We start from the raw sequence: 21,411 nt of genomic DNA on the forward strand, positions 1-21,411 counted from the left end.
TGGCTCTTTTCGTCATCTGGTAAGGCTTTCAGGTATTCGTGTCCCCACGCCAGCATAATACCCAATTGTACATTCTTGATAGGCAGCTTCAGCCTGTCCCGATGGGAATACCAGGAGAACTGTATATTGGTGGCTTAGGGGTAGCCAGAGGATATCTTAATCGTCCAGAATTAACAGAAGAAAGGTTTATTACTAACCCTTTTTGCAATCAACCTCACCAGCGTTTATACAAAACTGGCGATCGTGTGCGTTATCTAGCGGATGGGAAGGTTGAATTTTTAGGAAGATTAGATAACCAGGTAAAAATACGAGGTTTCCGCATTGAACTAGGAGAAATAGAAGCGCAGATAGCTCAACATCCAACAGTAATTGAAGCGGTTGTTATTGCCAGAGAAGAGACACCAGGAGATAAACGCTTAGTAGCTTATATAGTCTCAAAATCAGATATGAAGCTTAAAATTGAAGAAATAAGGGAATTTCTGAAAGCCAAGCTACCAGATTATATGATTCCTAGTATTTTTGTCAGTTTAGAAGAATTACCACTAACTAGCAACGGCAAGATTGATCGCAAAGCATTACCCGCACCTCAAAAAATACTCGTCTCGTCAGAGGATATAGTCTTACCCTCAACACCCATTGAGGAATTGTTAGCCGGTATTTGGTCAGAAACATTAGGCATAGAAACAGTAGGGATTAATAATAACTTCTTTGAATTAGGAGGACATTCCCTTCTTGGTACGCAAATTATTGCCAAAGCTAATAGAGCAGGATTAGACTTGGACTTCAAAGACATTTTTGAACACCAAACTATCGCTGAATTAGCTACGGTGGCAACCATAAATAATAAGATTGAAGTCAACCAAGAGGTTTCTCAAACAGAAAATACTTTAGGGGATGGGAAAATTACCCTAGAATTTTTAAAAGCTGAAGCGGTTTTAGATGAAACGATCTATCCCGAAACCTCTATTGAGTTTGTGGATCAACCATCCAATATATTTTTGACTGGAGCAACAGGATTTGTTGGAGCTTTCTTACTCTATGAACTCCTACAACAAACTGACGCTATTATTTATTGCTTGATACGAGCTGCTGACCTTGAATCAGGAATGAATAGGCTCCAAAAGCATCTTGAATCTAGTTTGCTTTGGCATGAATCTTTTAGCGATCGCATTGTTCCTGTAATTGGGGATTTGTCTAAGCCTCTTTTGGGTCTTTCTGAGCAACAGTTCCAAATGATGATCCATAAAATTGATGTCATTTATCATAATGGCGCGTCAGTTAATCTTGTTTATTCATACTCTACCTTAAAAGCTGCTAATGTTCTTGGAACTGAAGAAATTATCAGATTGGCTAGTAAAGTCAAAGTTAAACCAATTAACTACATTTCAACTGTAAGTGTTTTATCTTCCCAAAACCATGCTAAAGTCACAGAAATTGCACAATTGTCTAACTTTAGTCATCAATATATACCCTCTAATGGTTATCCTCAAACTAAGTGGGTTGCCGAGAAGTTAATTACCATTGCACACGACCGAGGAATTCCCACTTCCATTTACAGGTTGGGACGGATATCAGGCCATAGTGAAACAGGTGTCTGTAACAAAGACGATCGTCTTTATAGAATGATTAGAGGTTTTATACAGATTAATTGCGCACCAGATTTGGACATTGCTGTAGATATGACCCCTGTAGACTATGTGAGCAAAGCAGTCATTCATTTGTCAATGAGACAAGAATCTTTAAGCAAAATATTTCATCTATGCAATCATCAACCTATTAGCTATTGTCAGCTTTTTGACTGGATAAATGAGTTTGGTTACTCACTCAAGCGTCTGTCTTCTGATCAGTGGCAAACAGAATTGACGAGTTCCTCTGAAAATACTACAGATAATCCCTTATATTCTCTGCTCCCCATTTTAACTCGAAACAAGGCTAACAATGCCTCTGAAAACGCTCCATCAAAACAACAACAACCTCCTGACCAAAAAACATTAGCGCTTAATTGTCAGAATACAGCAGATGGACTTGCGAATACTTCCCTTGTTTGCCCCCCAGCAGATGCAAAGTTATTGACTACCTACTTCTCTTATCTAATAGAAAGTGGTTTTTTACATCCGCCCTCTGTCTAAAATCCATTGCAATATAAAATCTCAATCCTTTCCCATTTTAATAGAAGTGCATTGCACAATTTTTCACACAGAGGTAATCCAAAATGAAAATTTCAGGAAAAGCGACAAAAGAAGGAACCCAGCGTTATAGAGAAAGACACCTAAAAAATTGTCATCAAACTTTCTTTAATGAAGTTGGAGAACTTACCTTGAGTTCTCTTGGTATTGGTACTTACAATAATCGATTAGAAGATCACAGCTTAGGTCTTGTAACCAAAGCGATCGAAGAATCAATCCGCAGTGGTATTAACATGATTGACTCTGCCATCTGCTATGCTCAGGAGAAAGCAGAATGCAGCATAAGAGATGGCATCCGCAATCTTCTTGAGTTGGGAGAAGTCTCAAGAGATGAACTTGTGATCTGCACAAAAGGCGGAGTATTACCACATCCAAAAGAAAATCACGTTGAGTGCGTTGAGTGGTTTGCTCAGAATTATGTTGAACCCAGCAGGTTTAGCATCGATGAGAATGATCTTGTTAACACTGCTTACTGCATGCACCCAGAGTATCTACAAGACCAATTGGATCGTAGCCTTGTCAATCTTGGAGTTGAGACTATCGATATTTATTACATCCACAACCCAGAAGTACAGCTCTTAAAATTTGCACCTGATGTATTCTACGATCAATTAAGAAAGGCTTTTGAGGTAATGGAAGATGCCGTTGCATCTGGGAAAATTGGTGCTTATGGTCTAGCAACTTGGAGGGGCTTTCGTCTGTCTCCAACTTCTAAAAGATATCTAGATTTACAAAAGATTAAATCTATTGCTCAAGAGGTGGCTGCTACCCGCAATAAGAAAGACAAATTCCAGTTTATTCAACTGCCCATTAATATGATTATGCTTGAAGCACTGGTTTTGCCGACCCAGAAAATTGATGGAGAAGCAGTGTCCATTTTAGAGGCAGCTTCTCGTTTAAACATTTTTCCTGTGGCCAGCAATTCGATTGATCGACAGAGACTCAATAAAAAGGTCCCTAAACATATATTTTCCGATTTTGACAACAACCTTAAAACTGATTATCAACGTAAACTTCAATATACTAGAAGCACTCCCCATCTTTCTAGTGCGCTTGTGGGAATGACAAAGATGGAACATGTTAGAGAAAATTTAGCTCTTAAGAAAATTTCATCCATTGAAAAAAAGAAATTTTTTAAAATTACTCGTTTAATTGAGAGATCGCTATTGTTTCATCATAGTTTCAAGACATTTTTTCACTACATAACAACTATTTTGACTGGGATCGGGACACCGCTTAAAAGCCTTACTAGATGACTCAATGGAACAAAATAAAATTTAAGTCCTGCTTTATTACTCATGCCTTGCGCTTTCCCTTGCGCCCTTCGGGTTCGCCAGTTGCTAATTAGGGGTAATTATTTTTACACGACAATTTTAGACTTTTTCTTCACTATCTCAAAACCATCACAAAAAAGCGCAATCACAAATAAAAGTCCCAGAAGGTTGCTAATATGTAGTAAAGGCATTTGTAATAATTATTTACAAAACTTAAACTGTCACCGTGACACTACCGAGAAATCCCTATGACCAGAGACTTATCCAACGACGAATACTCTCAATTTGACATTGGGTCTGAAGAATTACCCCAACCTCAAAACCCTTCAAGAATAAGAATACGTGAACTTATCTTCGGTGTAGGGATTGGGGTTGTCGTTACCTTAGTAGCAACTAGATTTGTGGCAGTTTCTCCCCAAAGCACCCCAAATTCGACTCCAGTTAGCTTAAATGAGTCTCAATCCCCTGCTCAAAAAGTGACGGTGGCGGCGGTGTCCTTCGATTCTGTTGATCAAACCCTCAAAGCAACCGGAACCGTTGCACCTTTTGAGTCAATTCCCATTCTTTCTCCTGCCGTGGGATTACAAATTCAGCAAATATCCGCCGATGAAGGGGATTTTGTCGAAAGAGGTCAGTTATTGGCAACTTTAGACGATTCAGTAGAACAAGCTCAACTGCAACAATCTCGTGCTGCTGTAGCTCAATACGAAGCTCGTCTAGCGGAACTCAGGGCCGGAAATCGAGTTGAAGAAATTGCCCAAGCTCGCGCTACTGTTAAACAAATTCAGTCTCAGATTACCCAAGCTGAAGCCGATTTAACTCTGGCTCAAAAGCGGGTGGAGAGGAATCAAAGCTTAGAAACAGATGGGGCTATCACCCGCGATCGCTTAGATGAACTTCTCAACGATGCACAGGTCAAACAGGCTCAACTACAACAAATGCGAGCTAGTTCTCAAGAGGCTCAACAACGACTTGTTCAATTAGAAAAGGGTCCGAGATCAGAGGTTATTGCTCAGGCGGTAGCTCAATTAGCGGAGGCTAAAGCACAGTATCAGGTTAATGCGGCTAGACTCAAAGACACCAAGATAATCAGCCCCGTGAGCGGAAAAATTAGTAAACGGGACGCACGAGTAGGTGATGTTACTAAATCCTCCCAGTCCTTATTTACGATTATTGAGGATGGACGTTTAGAATTGCAAGTTAAAGTTCCTGAAACCCAGTTAACCCTCATTCGTCCTGGGCAAATTGTGACCATAACTTCTGATGCCAACAGTAGTCTAAAAATTCAGGGAAGGGTAAGGGAAATTGAACCCATTATTAACGAGGAGTCCCGTCAAGGTATTGTGGCAGTTGATTTAGCGGAGACAAATTCCCTGAAACCAGGAATGTTTTTATCTGCAGCGATCGTAACCAATAAGAGTCAAGTTCTCACAGCCCCAATGGGAGCGGTTTTACCCCAAACAGACGGAACCTATCTAGTGTACAAGGTACAACCGGACGATAAGGTAAAAGCTAGTGTTGTCCAAGTTGGAGAAATCCTCTCCGATCAACGAATAGAAATTCTGGCAGGGGTTCAAAGTAGCGATCGCCTGGTTGTCAAAGGTGGTCCTTATCTCAAAGACGGGGACTCTATCTCTTATTAGTTATTTTTGTGATCAACAAGTTGTATACAAAAGGTTACCATACTTCAAGAAACTCAACACAAGTCTTGCTAATACCAAATCCACTCTTCTTATCTACCTCGTAGGACAAAACAGATGAATGTCTAAGAAGATCATCTATTAAAAAGGGGCTTCATATTATTAAGCCCCTGCAAGTTTTGTGTTAACTTTTAGCTTCAGGAATGGTTATATCAATAGATGTCACAGTTTGTCCTAGTTGAGATAAAGGAGGGTTGATTTCTTTTTCATTCCCCACTACAAAAGTGACAATCTTTTCTGGTTTTAGGTATTCTTGAGCAACCCTTTGTACATCCTCAATGGTAGTTGCTTTAATTCCTTTCTGATAGTCGAAAATAAAGTCTTGAGGATACCCGTAATATTCATAGGTAATGAGACGAGATAAAGTTTGACTTGGATTCTCAAACTTAAAAACAAAAGAGTTTAAAATCGACTCTTTAGCATAGTCTAATTCATCAGAAGTAATTGCAGTGGTCTGTACTCGTTTAACCTCTTCGAGTAAAGAAGTAATAAACTGTACCGTAGTTTCAGAAGCAGTTTGACCCCCAGCAATGAACATCCCAGGATAATCGTAACCAGCACTCCAAAACCCATAAACAGTGTAAGCTAAGCCTTGACGGGATCGCAGATTATTGTACAGACGACCCCCAAACCCGTTTAATACACCATTGACCACCGCCAAAACCGGATAATCAGGGCTGTCTAATTTACCCCCTAAATGCCCCAGTAACACATTACTTTGGTTCAGTTGAGGTTGATTGACAAAAAAGACCCCCTGACCTTGTTTTTGTGTGGCTGACGGAATCTTTATCTCAGGCTCTGGGGTATTAGATTGCCATTTTCCAAAAGTATTTTCGATTAAAGATTTCATGGCCTGTGGCTCAAAATCTCCCACAATTCCTAAAATAATGTTTTCAGGACGCACGTATTTTTCATAAAAGGCAACCACATCATCCCGAGTAATATTATCGATGGTTTCGTATTCGATGGTACGACCATAGGGGCTGTCCTCTCCATAAATTAGTTTGTCCAATTCCCGACTAGCAATATTCCCTGGATCATCGTTACGACGGGCAATACTACCCTGTTGTTGATTTTTGATTAAGGCCAGAAATTGAGGAGAAAATGCGGGTTCTTGTAATGTTTCGCTAAAGAGGTTGAAAACTGTCTCTAAATCTTCGCTGAGGGTATTAAATCCAGCACTACCAGAACTCGTCCCGATACTAACTTCCACTCGGGCAGCCCGTTGTTCTAGGAGTTCGTTCATTTTGTTGGCAGCATGGGTTTGAGTTCCCCCTAAACGCATAAGACTACCGGTGGTTTGAGCAAGGCCAACCTTGGAAGCTGGTTCGAGTCGCGAACCTGTTTTAATGACAGCATTTCCCTTAACTAAGGGTAACTGGTGGTCTTCCATCAGATAAACCACCATCCCATTACTAAGTTCGTAGCGTTCGTACTCGGGAAGGGAAACTTCCGGTAAAGGAGGAAATTCTAACTCGGTGTAGTGTTTTGGAGTTTGGGCTGCCGCCGGCAAGCGAAAAATTAGCACTAGCAAGGTGCTTATTAAAATCAAACCTAACCAGCGAAATCCTTTGATAAATGAAATGTCAACCATAGATAAAGTTAAGACGTTTTGTTCGACTAGAAATACTAGCTTACTTTGTTAATTATAAGGACTACAACACTAAGTTTTATGGTGTTTAACATTAATCACATTCGGAGTTTACTTGTAGTGGTAATTGAACACATAAAAATTGAAGACTATCTTTAAAATGTGCTGCCCATGCAATTTCCTTTGCTATACCAATAGTTAAGTCATTGATACTTAGGGAATAACCTGTGCATTTATCAGCAAAAAAATTTCGCTTATTATTGGGCTTATTGACTTTCATCTCCATTAGTTTTCCCCATTGGGTTTCGAGTCGATCCCTTAAGGAAGATTTCAGAGAAAATTCTGTAATAATCACTCAAATATATATTTCTGATCCCTATCTCAATGAGTTATTAATTCAAGGAATGGAAAAAGGTATCCAAGGAGATTATGAAGGCGCGATCGCCCTTTTTAGCAAGATTTTACAGTTCAATCCTCGTGAAGTCGAAGCTTACTATAACAGGGGAATTGCTTACGCTAAAGTCAAAAATTATCAGGCAGCCATAGCCGATTTTAATCAAGGGTTAGCCCTCAATGAAAATATTCCCGATCTATACATGGAAAGAGCCAAAGTTTATCTACAATTAGGCGATCGTTCTGCTGCGATTGTCGATGCGAAAAAAGCAAAGGAATTATTAAGGCAACAAGGACAAAATTCTCGTTACCAAGAAATCGAAAGTTTACTCAATTAAGGTAAAATAAAATAGAGTCAGACTATAGAAAATCTCTGTCTTAACCCATCCAAATCCCTTGCCCAAATCCTATGACTGTTCAACCCCTAACGTCACCTCCTTCAGTCTCTAACTCAAAGATAATCACCCCTTCTTCAGACGTTAAACCTTGGCCGGGGTTAATAGAAAACTATCGTCCTTATCTTCCTGTCACGGAAAATACCCCAGTTGTCACCCTCCTCGAAGGGAACACCCCTCTTATACCCGTTCCCTACATCTCTCAACAAGTGGGTAAAGGAGTTAAGGTATTTGTAAAATACGATGGTTTGAACCCTACCGGTAGCTTCAAAGATCGGGGTATGACCATGGCTATTTCTAAAGCCAAGGAAGACGGGGCAAAAGCTGTTATTTGTGCCAGTACAGGCAACACTTCCGCTGCTGCAGCTGCCTACGCAACACGGGCAGGGATGCGTCCGTTTGTAATTATTCCCGATGGTTATGTTGCTTTAGGAAAACTAGCCCAAGCCCTATTATACGGTGCCGAAGTTATTGCGATCGAAGGGAACTTTGACGATGCCTTAACGGTTGTCAAAAATATGGCCAAAGATTATCCTGTTACTTTGGTTAACTCTTTGAACCCTTACCGTTTAGAAGGGCAAAAAACCGCCGCTTTTGAAGTAGTTGATGTGTTAGGAGATGCCCCCGACTGGTTATGTATTCCAGTAGGTAACGCAGGAAATATTAGTGCTTATTGGATGGGTTTTTGTCAGTATCATAGTTTTGGAAAAACCAATAAACTACCAAAAATGATGGGTTTCCAAGCAGCAGGAGCGGCACCATTTATGGCAGGGGAACCTGTTACTAACCCAGAAACTTTAGCCACAGCTATTCGCATCGGCAACCCAGCTAACTGGGAAAAAGCTTGGGGGGCAAAAGATGCCAGTCAAGGGGAGTTTAATGCTGTTACCGATGAAGAAATATTAGAAGCTTATCGTATTTTAGCTGCCCAGGAAGGGATTTTCTGTGAACCAGCTAGTGCAGCCTCTGTAGCAGGTTTATTGAAAGTTAAGGAACAAGTACCACCGGAGTCTACTGTAGTGTGTGTTTTAACTGGAAATGGTTTGAAAGATCCGGACTCTGCTATTAAGCACAGTAAGAATCAAGTTAAATCTGGGGTTAAGCCAGAATTATCCGAAATAGCTGAAGTAATGGGTTTTTAGGTGAGTTCTAAACCTTCTCGCGCACCATTAGATAAGAGAAATTCGACAAGACCTTTATTATTCTGTACTACGGCTAAGTGAAGTGGACTAAACCCTCGCAGATCTCGAACATTGGTGTCGGCACCATGAACAACAAGACTTTTAATAGTTTCATCTCCTCCAGGGCTAGAACAAGCACAAATAAGAGGATTACAAGCTTGATCGTTTATTGGATAAATTCTCGCACCACGAGATAAAAGAATCTCAACTATTTGAAGATCGTGATGCCCTGAGGCAATAGATAAAGCACTTTTGCCCTCAATATCTAAAGCATTGATATCAGCATTATAATCTAATAATAATTCTACAATTGCTTGGTGTCGTGATTGCGTGGCACAGTGAAGTGAAGTTCTCTTATATTCTCCCTTTATGTCAACGTTTGTACCATGAGCTATTAAAAGCTGGCAAATCTCTAAACAGCCCAAAGCTGATGCTCGATGTATAGGTAAAATATTTTTAGATTCAATCTTCTGATAAATATTTGCTCCATAGTTTAAAAGTAATTCAACAACTTTTTTGTTTCTACTGCCAATAGCTGCAATCAACCACGGTTCTCCTTTGGCTAGACCTTTTTCAATCTTAGAATTAGGGTCAGTTCCTAAATCAAGATAATGTTTAACTAATTGAAGATCACCAAGTAATATAGCTATATCCTCTTCCATAAATGCCTCGTAATCAAGAAGAGTTTGAGCAATATCTTTATTGTGGCCTAATGCTGCCATGTATAGAGGCCTACAACCATCTGTGGTTTGTACATTAATATCCGCTCCATTATTAATTAGCAGTTTGACTATATCCATATATCCTTCTTTCGAGGCAATATGCAAAGGAGTATAACCTCGATCATCACAAACATTAAGATTGGCACCTTTTGCAATTAAAAGTTCAACTATGCCTATATTTCCTTTAAAAGTTGCCCATGAAAGTACAGAGCTAGGCTTTCCTTCAGAATAGAGCATCTTATCGATGTATTTGTAATATCCTCCTCGATTTTGGTTGGTAGCAATACCTGTCAGAGTAAGTTGAGTCAATGAACCAAAAATCCTACGGCTTCCGCAAAGCTCAAGCCGTAGGAGTTTCAAGCTAAACTAAATCATCCCATACCCATAATTTCGTAACCACCATCCACATAAATAACTTGACCGGTAATACCACTAGCTAAGTCACTGGATAAAAAAGCAGCCGTATTCCCCACTTCTAACTGTGTTACGGTACGTTTTAAAGGGGCAACCTCTTCCACATGACGCATCATATCTAAAATCCCCCCTACCGCAGAAGAAGCTAGAGTACGAATAGGACCAGCGGAAATAGCATTAACCCGAATACTATTGGGTCCCAGTTCAGAGGCTAAATAACGCACACTCATTTCTAGACCTGCTTTGGCTATTCCCATCAAATTGTAGTTAGGAATCACTTTCACCCCTCCTAAGTAGGTCAAAGTGACGATACTACCGCCATCAGTCATTAACGGTTTAGCGTATTTAGCCATATTTGCTAGAGAAAAGGTACTAATTTCCAGGGACTGACTAAAAGCTTCTCGAGAAATACCACTAAAATCACCGGTCAACCCTCCCTTATCAGCAAAAGCCAAACAGTGGATCAAAATATCTAGTTTTCCCCAAGTGTCAGCAACAGCCTTAAAAGTTTCTTCCACCTGCCCTTCGTTTTGGACGTTACAAGGCACAATAATCGATGGAGCGATGGGTTCAACCACACCACGAACTTTCTTCTCAAAACGCCCTTTCTCATCCGGTAAATAGGTAACAGCAAGATTAGCCCCTGCTTTGTGAAGTTGTTGAGCAATGCCCCAAGCAATGGAGCGATCGTTAGCAATTCCCGTAACCAGCGCGTTCTTTCCAGTTAAATCTAACATAATTATTTTGACAAATAGGCAAAATTTCTGCCGAACCAACCCCCATTGTTCCATAATGGTGGCTATAATCAGGGACAGAACTAAGGATAAATTATCCCAATAAAATCATTGTGAAGCAAAATGTAGCAAAAACTATTGAAGATACGTTAAAGTGTTGTTTCTATTCGGGGCCATAAATTATCCTTTTTACAATCAGTCCCTTTGTTTTTTCCGTGTCGTATTAAAGTGTGATGGAATTGTCTGTACCACAAGATAAACCTTTAGCAGCCGTCTTTCGCCGCATTGGTGGAGGCGCATATCCCCCCGTTGTTGAAGCCTTTGATCGGGGGAAAACCATATTTTTCCCAGGTGATCCCGCAGAAAGAGTTTATTTCTTACTGAAAGGGGCGGTGAAACTGTCTCGGGTTTACGAAGCAGGGGAAGAAATTACAGTGGCTTTGTTAAGAGAAAATAGTGTGTTTGGGGTGCTGTCCTTAATTACAGGGCAACGCTCGGACCGTTTCTACCACGCAGTGGCGTTTACTCCGGTGGAGTTGTTGTCGTCTCCTATCGAACAAGTAGAACAAGCCTTGAAGAACAACCCAGATTTATCTATTTTAATGCTTCAGGGGCTGTCCTCGCGCATCCTGCAAACGGAAATGATGATCGAAACCCTAGCTCACCGAGATATGGGATCGCGCCTAGTTAGTTTTCTATTGATTTTGTGCCGAGACTTTGGGGTTCCCACTCCTGAAGGGATTCGTATTGATTTAAAATTGTCCCATCAGGCTATCGCTGAGGCCATTGGTTCAACTCGTGTAACAGTAACTCGTCTTCTGGGAGATTTACGCCAAGAAGAGATGATTTCCATTCATAAGAAAAAGATTACAGTTCACAATCCGGTTGCCCTCTCTCAGCAATTTGCCTAACTTTGTCGTTAACCTGAGAAGCGAATGACCAGTGCTTACATCCTAATTGTATCAGTCCTCATTTTAGGAGGTTTATTGGCAGCATTGGGAGATCGCTTGGGCAGCAAAGTAGGAAAAGCAAGACTGACTATCGGCAATCTCCGACCAAAACAAACTGCAGTGGTGGTTACTGTTTTTACAGGAACTTTAATTGCTGCTCTGACTTTTGGAATCTTACTGGCTTTTAGTAAATCCCTGCGGGAAGGGCTTTTTGAGTTGGATGAAATTCAAAAACAACTACGTATTGCTAGGGCAGATTTAGAAAGGGTTGGTAGTGATAAAGAAGGCGTTGAACAGGAATTGCAAAAGACAAAACAAGAACAAAGAAACGTCGAACAAAAGTTACAGTCTACCAACAAAAATTTTAACCAAGCTAAAGAAAAACTCAAAGAGGTTTCGGGTCAAGCAGTTAAATTAAAAGCCGATATTCAAACCTTACTCAACGAAAGAAAAGAACTCAGAGAAAATAAAATAGAATTGGACAAAGAAATTAGTCAACTTAAACAAGAGGTTAGTAAAAGAGATCAAGAATTAACCGAGGGAAAGGCTCAAATTGCTCAACAAACTCGTATTTTAAACGAGCGTCAAAAACGCTTACAAAGTTTAGAAGAGAGACAGGGGACTTTGCAAGCAGAGATTAATAGAAGAGATGCTGAAATTACTAAATTAGATCAAGCTATTAATGAAAAAGATACGGCTCTTAAAGAAAGAGAATTTAGGTTGCAACAATTGGAAAGAGAATCTAGTTATCTACAACGACAAGTGGCAATCTTGGAACAGTATTATCAAACTTATCAAGAACTAAGGGAAAGAAAAATTGCTATTGTCAGAGGTCAAGTTTTATCTATTGGAGCAGTACGTTTAGTCGTTCCAAAAGCAGGAACCGATGTAGTGGATGAACTGTTGCGACAAGCTAACCGAACAGCAATAGAATTAGTGGGAAAAGAAACAGTTAAACCGGATGAAAGAGTTGTTAAAATTACCCAAGGACAGGTTGAACAATTAGTGCAACAGTTACAAGATGGAAGAGAATATGTTGTGAGAATTATTGCAGCAGGAAACTATGTTCAAGGAGAAAAAGAGGTGAGAGTATTTGCTGATATTGCTTTGAATCAGAAAATTTTTAATGAGGGAGAAACCATTGCTATTATTTCGATGGACTCTCTAGAATTAACCGACGAAATTATTCAAGAAAGGTTAGATTTACTACTTTCTGCTACCCAGTTTCGCGCTCGCCGTTCTGGAGTTTTAGGTGGAATTCAAGTAGGAGATGGTAGACTTAAAACAGTGGTAGATTTTATAGAAGAAATTAAAAAATCTGAGGGGGGATTAAATGAATTAAGAGCTGTTACAGTAAAAGATACCAAAACCATTGGACCTCTTGAATTAAAATTGCTAGGAGTTCGGAATGGAGAAATTGTTATAGAAACTCGAGGAGAATCATGAGCCAAGAAAGATTATCAAAAATATTAGGTTTTGACCCGGGTAGAGATAAATGTGGCGTGGCTATTACCGATGAAAAAGGGAATATTTATTATCATGAGGTGGTAGAATCTTCTCAAGCTATTTCTATCCTTAATGATCTTATTAAAAAGTTTGATGTTAAACTGTTGGTGATGGGAAATCAAACAACATCTAAACAGTGGAAAAAACGGTTAAAAGATGAATTATTAGCATCTGTGTCTATCACACTCATAGACGAACGAAATAGCACTTTAGAGGCGCGTGATCGCTATTGGCAAATGCACCCACCCAAAGGATTAACACTTCTGCTACCCAAAGGAATGCGAAATCCTCCCCGTCCAATCGACGATATTGTTGCTATTTTACTAATAGAAAGGTATTTTAAGAATATTAAATGAGGGAAAAATAAATGACCTTACCACAAGTTATTAATCAATTTATAAAAAATCCGTACCATTTACCCAAAAATATTATTTGGCGTTTTCCCCAAGAAGCATCCACACAAAAACATATTTTTGTTTTAGGTGCGCCTAGAAGTGGCACAACTTTAGCCAAATTAATTTTAACATCTCATCCCTATTTAATTGGACCTGGTTACGAAACCGCATTTTTTACTTATCGTGATATTTTTAGTTTTAGATTTAAAGGCATTAAACCCAAAAGAATGGATGCACTACGGCAAAAATGTCATGATATTGTCGAATTTTTTGATGTTTTTACCCATGAGATTTTAAATCAGTACCCAGAAGCTAAATATTATGTGGAAAAAACTCCTCAGCACATTTTACGATTAGGATTTTTAACTAAATATTTTCCTAATTCAAAATTTATTCACATGGTAAGAGATGGAAGGGATGGTTATTGCTCAGCAAAATATCATAAAAATGTTGTTCAAAGAAGTTCAGTTGAACGCTATGCAAAATATTGGCGAAAATGTCTTAATAGTAGAATAGAATTAGGTAATCGAGATAATATTTTAGATGTTCAATATGAAACCTTAGCATCGCAGCCAGAAACCACCATTAAAGCGATGATGTCCTTCATCGGAGAAAACTATCACCCTCAACAACTAGAACCTGCAAAATACTCCAATAACGCAATCACAAAGATTAAAACGACTGTATTTGCTAAACTTTCTTCTAAAATTAACGATTCTAGTATTCAACGTCATAAAAAAGAACTTTCTCAACAGGAAATTGAAACTTTCAATAAGATTGCTGGTCAACAATTACGTCATTTTGGTTATGAAGTCAAATAATTTTGATTGTGTGTTTTAATTTGCAATTTACTCTTAACACTGTTATTGTTAATTAATCTAACTTATTGATGGGATAGAGACGTTTTCGAGAAACATCCCTAATACTGATATCTTGCACCAGTATAGAACAACTTAAATTAGTCAGCAGTAAGCAGTTCCTCACTCCGTTCCGGCGCTATCGCACAGCGTTCAGCATTTGTTTAATCTTACTCACAGTAGATGATAGGGATTAATATGTTTCAGCTGATAGCTGATAGCTGAACGCTTACAAACCAGCCAGTTTTATCGAAGATGCAAGATGTGAGTAATAAGGTTTTATGTTAGGATAGCTTTTGGTTAAAACCATGTTATCCAATACAAAAATAACAAACCTACGGTAATAATTGAAATAAATCTAGTTTCCAATTATTCTCTGTAATTATTCACAAAATTTCTAGCGGTAAGATTGACTTTGAATGTCTCTTAAACGAGCCTCTGGGCGTATAAATCTGTCTACTTGTGATTCAAAAAATTGGCGATTCTTGAGTAAATGTTTCGGATTTTCATCGTCTAAAGGATATAACAAAGCTTGACGTAAAGCTTGAATAACTGCAGAGGTTACATTGTACATAGATCGCTGGAAAGTAATCCCTAATTGAATCAATACATCACTTTTACCACGACAATGTTCTTGGTAATATTCTTGTAGATAATCAGGCAAAAAATGGTACATATCATCCATTAACAATGTAGGAGGAATACCGGCTGTTCCTATCGGGAAAACATCAGCATACAAAATGCCATAATGGAAGTCTTTTTGATCTTCGGGAACTTGTTTGGCTTGTGCGTTATAAGACTTAGTTCCCCTAAAGGGTGCTGTGCGATAAAACACTGCTTCAACATAAGGTAAAGCTGCTTCATAAAGCCACATAAATCCCTTAGATTTTGGGATAATTTCGTAACATTCATTGCCAACATAAACGTGATGATAAATGGGACGGCCAGAAACAGCAAAAATGCCATTAATTAAGAAGTCCATAGCATCGGGAACCCCTTTAAAACCTCCTTCATCGTAAATATCGGACATTTCAAAAAATACAGGGGCCATAACTTCCCAAAATAATCCTAAATTGGAATAATAAGAAAGTTGTCTAACTTGTTCAAGAAACATCTCAGGGAAGAGTTTATATAACCCCAACATAGCAGGATTATTCTTAAAATAAGCTTTAATTGCTTTGTCTGCGTTGGCTTTATATTCATCTGTATCTAAGTAAGCATCAAACTTACCAAATCCCATATCTCTACCATGCCATAACATCGCTCGCATACAGGCTTCTGCAAATTCCATATTAATGCGATCGTGCCATAAATGATGGAAAATTTTGGGCATTTTCTGGGTTTTTCCCTTCTCCATAAATGCTAAAAGTTCAGGGTGTGCTGTTGCTTTTCCTCGCCATACTTTTAAATCAGCATCATCCCCTGCGTAATGGTTTTCTAAATCCAAATATTCTTGAGGTAAGAAATATTTGAAGAAGGGAACAGGCTCTAAAAATACTCTTTCTGCAATGTATAATAAGTCTCGCCAATAGAAGTCCATCGGTACAGCATAAGCTTTATAAATCCCAATGATTTGCATTAGATTTTCTGGGGTGTCTGGTAACATTGAGCCACCGGCTTCTAAGCGATGAATAATATTAGCAAAAGGATGGGTCGATGGAGGTAGTTTTGCAGTAGGATTAATGATTGTTTGTGTCATGGTCAATTTGAGTTATAAGTTATCAGTTAGCGGTGTTTACTGCTCACTGTTCACAGCGACTTGTTCAATCTTATTAATGTTAACAACAAATAAATCTGTGGTAGGTTCAATCCATCTTAGTAACCAGTTGGGTTGTAAACCAAGCACTAAAATGATGGCAGTGAGAACAAGAGAGGGTATGGTTTCAGATGGTAAAACTTTGGGATAATATGCTTGTTCGTTATTTAATTTACCGAAGCAAGTACGATTAAGCAAAATGACGAAGTAAACAGCGGTTAATCCCGAAGCAATGATACAAAGTATGATGGGAATGGGAAAAGTAGCAAAACTGCCCTGAAATACAATAAATTCGGCGGCAAAGCCTACTAAACCAGGAATTCCAGCACTCGCCATTCCTGCAGTGATTAATAATGCGCTGGTGAGGGGTAAACCTCGTATGGGGTTCATCAAACCGTTGAGTAGGTCTAAGTCACGGGTTCCTACTTTTCGCTCCACAATTCCCACTAAATGGAACAAGAGGGCTAAAATTAAGCCGTGGCTGATCATTTGCGCTACTGCTCCTAAAATGCTTAATCGAGTTCCTGCTGCTGCCGCAACTAAAATGTAACCCATGTGGCCGATGGAACTGTAGGCAACCATTCGTTTAATATCTTTTTGAGCGATCGCACTTAAGGCTCCATACAACACGCTTACAGTTCCAATAATAGCTAATCCTGGGGCAACAATAGCCCAAGCATCGGGAAATAGCTGTAAACCAAACCTAATTAAGCCATAGGTTCCTAATTTAGCCAATATTCCTCCTAACAGAAGAGTGATAGCAGGAGATGCTTCGGTATAAGCATCCGGTAGCCAAGTATGAAGAGGAACCAAAGGAATTTTGATGCCAAACCCGATTAAAAGAACGGTCAATAGTATTAGTTTGGTGTTTAATTCTAACCCTTCTGTGGTAATGATATCGTAGTCAAAACTGCTAGCACCATTGAGAAAGCCGATGCCCAAAAAAGCAGCTAAAACTAACAATCCAGAAACTGCTGTGTATAGCAAAAACTTAGTAGAAGCATAGCCCTTTTTTTCCCCTCCCCAAATGGCAATCATCAGGTAAAAAGGAATTAGCTCTAGTTCGTAAAAAATAACAAATAATAACAGGTTTTGGGCTGCTAATGCTCCTGTAATCCCTGCGTTTATTAGCAAGGTTAGAGCATAATATAAACGGGGTCTTTCAACATTTTCCCCGGTACTATAAATCGCAATAATTGTCAAGAGACCATTTAAAGCAATCAAAGGTAAAGATAGGCCGTCAACACCTAAACTGTAGCTCAAGCCAATAAAATCTGACCAAGGTACATATTCAGAGAATTGCCAACCCGTATTACTCAAATCAAACTGAGTTAAGAGCCAAATAGTAGCTCCAAAGATGATGAAAGCTAAAATAGCCGTAATTTGTCGCAGACGAGAAGATTCTAATTTTCCTGGTGTTAAACCAATAATAACCGAACCCAAAATAGGGAAGAAAAGCAAAAAAGTTAGCATTTTTATTCTAGTTCAATGATATTTTCGACGGTAGTTGATTAAAAGATGAAGTTGGAAAAAATCATACCAACAAAGAGAATAACACCTAGAAAAATTGACAAAAAGTAAAATTGAGTTTGACCGGAAGCATTATACTTTAAGGTTTCTCCTCCAAAGATGGTCGCTAGTCCCACTAAGTTAATTACTCCATCAACTAAATAGCGATCAAACCAATAGATAACCCTAGAAATTAAGCCCACTATAAAGACAATAGTGACACGATAAAATTCTGCTGTGTAAAGATCGTAAGCAAAAAAGTTTTGTAGCCATTTATAAGGTAGTTGAATAGGTTTAGGAATATCCTCATTGAGATAAATATAAGCTGCGATTCCAGCACCGATTAAACTTGTAATGGTAAATGATCCCGCCACTGTTAAATTCAATACCTGCCATACTGGTAGTAACTTCCATCCATACAGTAAGATGGGAACGTGCAATGCTAACCCCATAGTAAACATCATGGGTAAAACCAACGCCCATAACCCTTCAGGCGATCGCACAGTCATTTGTTTCGGTTTCCCCCCAAAAATAAGGCTAAACTCCCGTGTCAAGCTAAAAGCAGTTAACCAATTCACCAGTAGCATAATCACCACTAATAGGGGATAACGGGACCAAAGATGATCAGCCATTTCTGTTAAAGTCCAAAAACAGCCTAAAGGGGGAAAACCTATGAGGGATGCCGCCCCAACTAAGTAACATATTCCAGAAATGGGACGACGAGACCATAAACCGCCGTATTGGGTTAAATCTTGGGTAATGGTATTCAAAACGACACCACCTACACTCATTACCAATAACGCCATAGCTATGGCATAAGTTAAGAGTAATTTTAACGCTGTTGCATCTTGTTGGGTTCCCACGGCAATAAACACTAAACCCATGTATGCACTCACCGAATAAGATAGCGATCGCTTAATATCTATTTGAGCAATAGCGATTAAACTGGCACCAATAGCGGTTGTTGCTCCTACTACTACCATAAACGTCGAAGCTACGTCAGACAAGGCTAGTACAGGTTGTATTTTGATTAACACCCAAGCGCCGGTAGATACTACAATAGTATTTCGTAAAATAGTAGCTGGCATCGGTCCTTCCATAGCCTCATCTAACCATAAGTGTAAGGGAAATTGAGCGCATTTACCCAACGGACCCGCTATTAAGGCTAAACAGAGTAATGTTGCTGTAGTGGAACTAATATCCGTAGTTTCAGCCCAAGTAGCTAACTCATTATAATTCCAAGTACCAGCCAAAGGTAACAACGCCACTACTCCCATAAGTAGAATTAAGTCTCCTACCCGCTTGGTTAGAAAAGCATCTCTAGCACCAGTTACTACTAATGATTGATTGAACCATAAACCAATTAATAGATATGTCCCTAATGTAAGAATTTCTAGGACAACATAACTAAAAAATAGGGAGTTACACAACACAAGGGTAGTCATTCCTGCTTCAAAAAGAGCGATTAAAGAGTAAAATCTTGCCCACCCCCAGTCCATTTCCATATAGCCTACGGCATAAATCTGTGCTAATAAATTTAACCCAGTAATTAATACCAATGCCACAATGGTTATAGTAGAGATTTCAATATCAAAAGTGATGTTTAAATCAGCTGCATTTAGCCAAGAAAAGGATAAATAAGTTGTTGGTTTTGCCCATGTATCCACTAAAGCCACTAAACTGTGTATGAGGGCGATAAAAGTCATCAACAAGTTAACGTAACCCGATGGTCTAGGGCCAGTTTCTCGAATAATTCCAGGAGACCACGGTATTGCAAGTATGGCACCAGTCAGTGCATACAAAGGAACTAGCCAAATCGTTTGACTTAAGGCTTCAATCATTTGTATTTATCGATAGTTAGTTTTACATTGATTTGCTTATATATATTAAACCAAATTCATAGAATTTGGTCTATGAGACAGACTATAAGAGTGTCTTATAGTTAATATAAGCAATTTAATGGTTTATTCTACACCGCTTTAGTCCGATAAGATAACTTAATAATTAAGTAAGTACAAATTGCACAACTTCAACTCATCTAGATTAATTTTCACTACTTAATTCAAACTACCGTTTAATAAGCAAGTAATTTTTAATATCAAAGTCTTTAAATATTCCTTGCAACATGAATAAACATATTAATATTTTCTAGTTAAGTTATTTTTCCCTAACTTATTAAACTTCCCTCATTAGGACTTTTCCCTACCAACTTACTAGACAGGATGATTAGGATTTTAACGAAATTTGTCGTTTCCTCGGAATAACAATTATCCATTGTCCATTATTAAAAATAGGTATAGTTGGTGAGTTTGTTTCCCCACCCTATACCCATTTCATTCTCTTCAATGTAGCCATCCTTTAAGACGACGGGCAACTTGAGGCCGACGTAACTTACGCATAGCTTTACTTTGAATTTGACGAACTCTCTCGCGGGATAAATTAAAAATTCCTCCCACTTCTTCTAAGGTATGGGGTTGAGAAGTACACAAACCATAACGCAAAGAAATAACATCTTTTTCTCGTTGGGTCAAAACATCACTCAACACCGCCGAAACTTCGTACTGTAACATCCCTTCGTTCATCAACTCTTCAGGAAGTTGTAAGTCTTGATCTTCAAGTAAATCGACCAACTCTGTGTCTTCTCCTTTCCCAACCCGATGGTTTAAAGATAAAGACTGTCTCCTTAGTTGCAATAACTGACGCAGTTGTGGGGGAGTCACTTCTAACTCATCAGCTAGTTCTTTTTCGTTGGGATTACGTTGCAATTTTTGCTTGAGAACCCGTTGCGCTTTTTTCAGTTTGTTTAATTTTTCCACGACGTGGATTGGTAAACGAATGGTTCTCGCATCGTTCGCAATAGTCCGAGTGATAGCTTGGCGAATCCACCAATAAGCATAGGTAGAAAATTTGTACCCCTTATTGGGATCAAATTTTTCTGCTGCTCGATTTAACCCGATCGCCCCCTCTTGAATTAAATCCAGGAAAGGTACACCACGATTGAGATAGCGTTTAGCAATAGATACCACCAAACGTAAATTAGAACGAATCATTTTCCGTTTAGCCGTTCGTCCTCGGTGTAGACGATGGTCAAATTGCTTAGCAGTCTCGAAACCCATGGCTTTGGCCCATTCTGCTTTGTTGGGATAGCGTTGTAATTCTTCTCGCAGTTTTTGTTTGCTCTCTTCTGCCTGCACTAAGAATTGAACATGGTGAGCTAATTGTATCTCTTCTTCTGCGTTTAACAAAGGATAGCGAGACATCTCTTTAAAAAACGCCCCAACTGTATCATCAGAAACCGTTTTGCGATATCCCTCTGGATATTGATTACCTAATTCATCGGATAAGGAAGAAAGTTCGACTTCAACAGATTGTAATTCGTTCTCTGTTTGTTCAATTTCCTCTGCTGCGATTTCAGAGGGTAAAAATTCGTTGGTTGATTCCGTTTGCATCATTTGTGTCGTGTTCATAAGCTGATATTTCCGAGGAGTAAAACCTGTTTAACAAGTTCGGGAACAATGGGAGAGGAGATAAGGTCAGCTATGTCAGGAATTATGGATAATTTGGTATCAGTTTAATCTATAAAATTTTAAGGTTGTCTTAATGATTAACTAATGTCATTTTTGGATACCAACTACTAGCCATAATAGGGTCAAAAAGATTAACAAAAGATAAATTTTAATCTTGCTATTTAATCTAGTGACTATCACCTCCAGCCTGAGTCCATCAAGGTTTAAATAAAACTGGCTGTCTATCAGGCTACCAGAATTACTCAGGCGTTTTGTCTGTCTAATCACAAAAAAGCGATTGATCAATTGGAAAAGTAGTTTTTGAGGATAAACTATAGAATA

Annotated in this window: 16 protein-coding genes; 9 read left to right on the forward strand and 7 right to left on the reverse strand. The window is 38.9% G+C overall.

The genetic code is table 11. The features are described from left to right. The first annotated feature begins 38 nt into the window (after window positions 1-38). The 3 genes from P9B04_RS07185 to P9B04_RS07195 all read left to right on the forward strand — a co-directional run bounded on the left by P9B04_RS07185 (window position 39) and on the right by P9B04_RS07195 (window position 5,103). A complete protein-coding gene (locus P9B04_RS07185; RefSeq protein ID WP_342054314.1) occupies window positions 39-2,129 on the forward strand; it encodes a thioester reductase domain-containing protein in 2,091 nt (696 codons plus the stop codon). Window positions 2,130-2,212: 83 nt separating this feature from the next. Next, on the forward strand, window positions 2,213-3,442 hold the full coding sequence (locus P9B04_RS07190) for an aldo/keto reductase (RefSeq protein ID WP_342054315.1): 1,230 nt from the start codon (window positions 2,213-2,215) through the stop codon (window positions 3,440-3,442). 266 nt (window positions 3,443-3,708) lie between these two features. Beyond that, a complete protein-coding gene (locus tag P9B04_RS07195) occupies window positions 3,709-5,103 on the forward strand; it encodes an efflux RND transporter periplasmic adaptor subunit (RefSeq protein WP_342054316.1) in 1,395 nt (464 codons plus the stop codon). Between the two features lie 181 nt (window positions 5,104-5,284). On the opposite strand, the gene P9B04_RS07200 is transcribed toward P9B04_RS07195, so the two are convergent. Beyond that, entirely contained in the window at window positions 5,285-6,754 is a 1,470-nt protein-coding gene (locus P9B04_RS07200) for a M16 family metallopeptidase (RefSeq protein WP_342054317.1), read from the reverse strand. A 224-nt stretch (window positions 6,755-6,978) separates the two neighbouring features. Here P9B04_RS07200 and P9B04_RS07205 point away from each other — a divergent pair, with 224 nt between their 5' ends. Beyond that, window positions 6,979-7,482 (forward strand): tetratricopeptide repeat protein, encoded by a 504-nt coding sequence (locus P9B04_RS07205; protein ID WP_342054318.1) that lies wholly within the window; start codon window positions 6,979-6,981, stop codon window positions 7,480-7,482. Between the two features lie 71 nt (window positions 7,483-7,553). After that, on the forward strand, window positions 7,554-8,681 hold the full coding sequence (gene thrC, locus P9B04_RS07210) for a threonine synthase (RefSeq protein ID WP_342054319.1): 1,128 nt from the start codon (window positions 7,554-7,556) through the stop codon (window positions 8,679-8,681). On the opposite strand, the gene P9B04_RS07215 is transcribed toward thrC, so the two are convergent. Continuing rightward, window positions 8,678-9,751 carry an ankyrin repeat domain-containing protein gene (locus P9B04_RS07215; protein ID WP_342054320.1) on the reverse strand — a complete coding sequence of 358 codons (1,074 nt, stop codon included), beginning with the start codon at window positions 9,749-9,751 and terminating at the stop codon, window positions 8,678-8,680. The two genes, thrC and P9B04_RS07215, sit on opposite strands and share 4 nt — an antisense overlap. A 62-nt stretch (window positions 9,752-9,813) precedes the next feature. Next, the gene (gene fabI, locus P9B04_RS07220) at window positions 9,814-10,593 is read right to left on the reverse strand and encodes an enoyl-ACP reductase FabI (RefSeq protein WP_342054321.1); all 780 of its coding nucleotides are present in this window, start codon (window positions 10,591-10,593) and stop codon (window positions 9,814-9,816) included. A 230-nt stretch (window positions 10,594-10,823) separates the two neighbouring features. Between fabI and ntcA the strand changes: the two genes are divergently transcribed. The 4 genes from ntcA to P9B04_RS07240 are packed head-to-tail and all read left to right on the forward strand — an operon-like array spanning window position 10,824 to window position 14,262. Then, the gene (gene ntcA / locus P9B04_RS07225) at window positions 10,824-11,501 is read left to right on the forward strand and encodes a global nitrogen regulator NtcA (RefSeq protein WP_008277872.1); all 678 of its coding nucleotides are present in this window, start codon (window positions 10,824-10,826) and stop codon (window positions 11,499-11,501) included. Window positions 11,502-11,525: 24 nt separating this feature from the next. Continuing rightward, window positions 11,526-12,986 carry a DUF3084 domain-containing protein gene (locus tag P9B04_RS07230; RefSeq protein ID WP_342054322.1) on the forward strand — a complete coding sequence of 487 codons (1,461 nt, stop codon included), beginning with the start codon at window positions 11,526-11,528 and terminating at the stop codon, window positions 12,984-12,986. After that, complete coding sequence (locus tag P9B04_RS07235) at window positions 12,983-13,402, forward strand: pre-16S rRNA-processing nuclease YqgF (RefSeq protein WP_342054323.1); 420 nt, start codon at window positions 12,983-12,985, stop codon at window positions 13,400-13,402. Before P9B04_RS07230 ends, P9B04_RS07235 begins: the two co-directional genes overlap by 4 nt. 11 nt (window positions 13,403-13,413) lie before the next feature. Next, on the forward strand, window positions 13,414-14,262 hold the full coding sequence (locus P9B04_RS07240; protein WP_342054324.1) for a sulfotransferase family protein: 849 nt from the start codon (window positions 13,414-13,416) through the stop codon (window positions 14,260-14,262). Window positions 14,263-14,695: 433 nt separating this feature from the next. On the opposite strand, the gene P9B04_RS07245 is transcribed toward P9B04_RS07240, so the two are convergent. The 4 genes from P9B04_RS07245 to P9B04_RS07260 all read right to left on the reverse strand — a co-directional run bounded on the left by P9B04_RS07245 (window position 14,696) and on the right by P9B04_RS07260 (window position 21,030). After that, window positions 14,696-15,997: a CO2 hydration protein gene (locus P9B04_RS07245; protein ID WP_342054325.1), complete on the reverse strand. Its 1,302-nt coding sequence runs from the start codon at window positions 15,995-15,997 to the stop codon at window positions 14,696-14,698. A 36-nt stretch (window positions 15,998-16,033) separates the two neighbouring features. Then, window positions 16,034-17,527 (reverse strand): NADH-quinone oxidoreductase subunit M, encoded by a 1,494-nt coding sequence (locus tag P9B04_RS07250; RefSeq protein WP_342054326.1) that lies wholly within the window; start codon window positions 17,525-17,527, stop codon window positions 16,034-16,036. Between the two features lie 38 nt (window positions 17,528-17,565). Continuing rightward, window positions 17,566-19,404, reverse strand: coding sequence for an NAD(P)H-quinone oxidoreductase subunit F (locus tag P9B04_RS07255; RefSeq protein WP_342054327.1), 1,839 nt, complete (start codon window positions 19,402-19,404; stop codon window positions 17,566-17,568). 501 nt (window positions 19,405-19,905) lie between these two features. Continuing rightward, the gene (locus P9B04_RS07260) at window positions 19,906-21,030 is read right to left on the reverse strand and encodes an RNA polymerase sigma factor, RpoD/SigA family (RefSeq protein ID WP_342054328.1); all 1,125 of its coding nucleotides are present in this window, start codon (window positions 21,028-21,030) and stop codon (window positions 19,906-19,908) included. Window positions 21,031-21,411: the final 381 nt, after the last annotated feature.

Source organism: Crocosphaera sp. Alani8 (assembly GCF_038442745.1).
Lineage (GTDB): Bacteria > Cyanobacteriota > Cyanobacteriia > Cyanobacteriales > Microcystaceae > Crocosphaera.

Bases quoted from the DNA above. Each gene is read 5' to 3' on its own strand.
- P9B04_RS07190 (WP_342054315.1), top strand. From the start codon at position 2,213: ATGAAAATTTCAGGAAAAGCGACAAAAGAAGGAACCCAGCGTTATAGA.
- P9B04_RS07195 (WP_342054316.1), top strand. From the start codon at position 3,709: ATGACCAGAGACTTATCCAACGACGAATACTCTCAATTTGACATTGGG.
- P9B04_RS07200 (WP_342054317.1), bottom strand. From the start codon at position 6,754: ATGGTTGACATTTCATTTATCAAAGGATTTCGCTGGTTAGGTTTGATT.
- thrC (WP_342054319.1), top strand. From the start codon at position 7,554: ATGACTGTTCAACCCCTAACGTCACCTCCTTCAGTCTCTAACTCAAAG.
- fabI (WP_342054321.1), bottom strand. From the start codon at position 10,593: ATGTTAGATTTAACTGGAAAGAACGCGCTGGTTACGGGAATTGCTAAC.
- ntcA (WP_008277872.1), top strand. From the start codon at position 10,824: ATGGAATTGTCTGTACCACAAGATAAACCTTTAGCAGCCGTCTTTCGC.
- P9B04_RS07230 (WP_342054322.1), top strand. From the start codon at position 11,526: ATGACCAGTGCTTACATCCTAATTGTATCAGTCCTCATTTTAGGAGGT.
- P9B04_RS07235 (WP_342054323.1), top strand. From the start codon at position 12,983: ATGAGCCAAGAAAGATTATCAAAAATATTAGGTTTTGACCCGGGTAGA.
- P9B04_RS07240 (WP_342054324.1), top strand. From the start codon at position 13,414: ATGACCTTACCACAAGTTATTAATCAATTTATAAAAAATCCGTACCAT.
- P9B04_RS07245 (WP_342054325.1), bottom strand. From the start codon at position 15,997: ATGACACAAACAATCATTAATCCTACTGCAAAACTACCTCCATCGACC.
- P9B04_RS07250 (WP_342054326.1), bottom strand. From the start codon at position 17,527: ATGCTAACTTTTTTGCTTTTCTTCCCTATTTTGGGTTCGGTTATTATT.
- P9B04_RS07255 (WP_342054327.1), bottom strand. From the start codon at position 19,404: ATGATTGAAGCCTTAAGTCAAACGATTTGGCTAGTTCCTTTGTATGCA.
- P9B04_RS07260 (WP_342054328.1), bottom strand. From the start codon at position 21,030: ATGAACACGACACAAATGATGCAAACGGAATCAACCAACGAATTTTTA.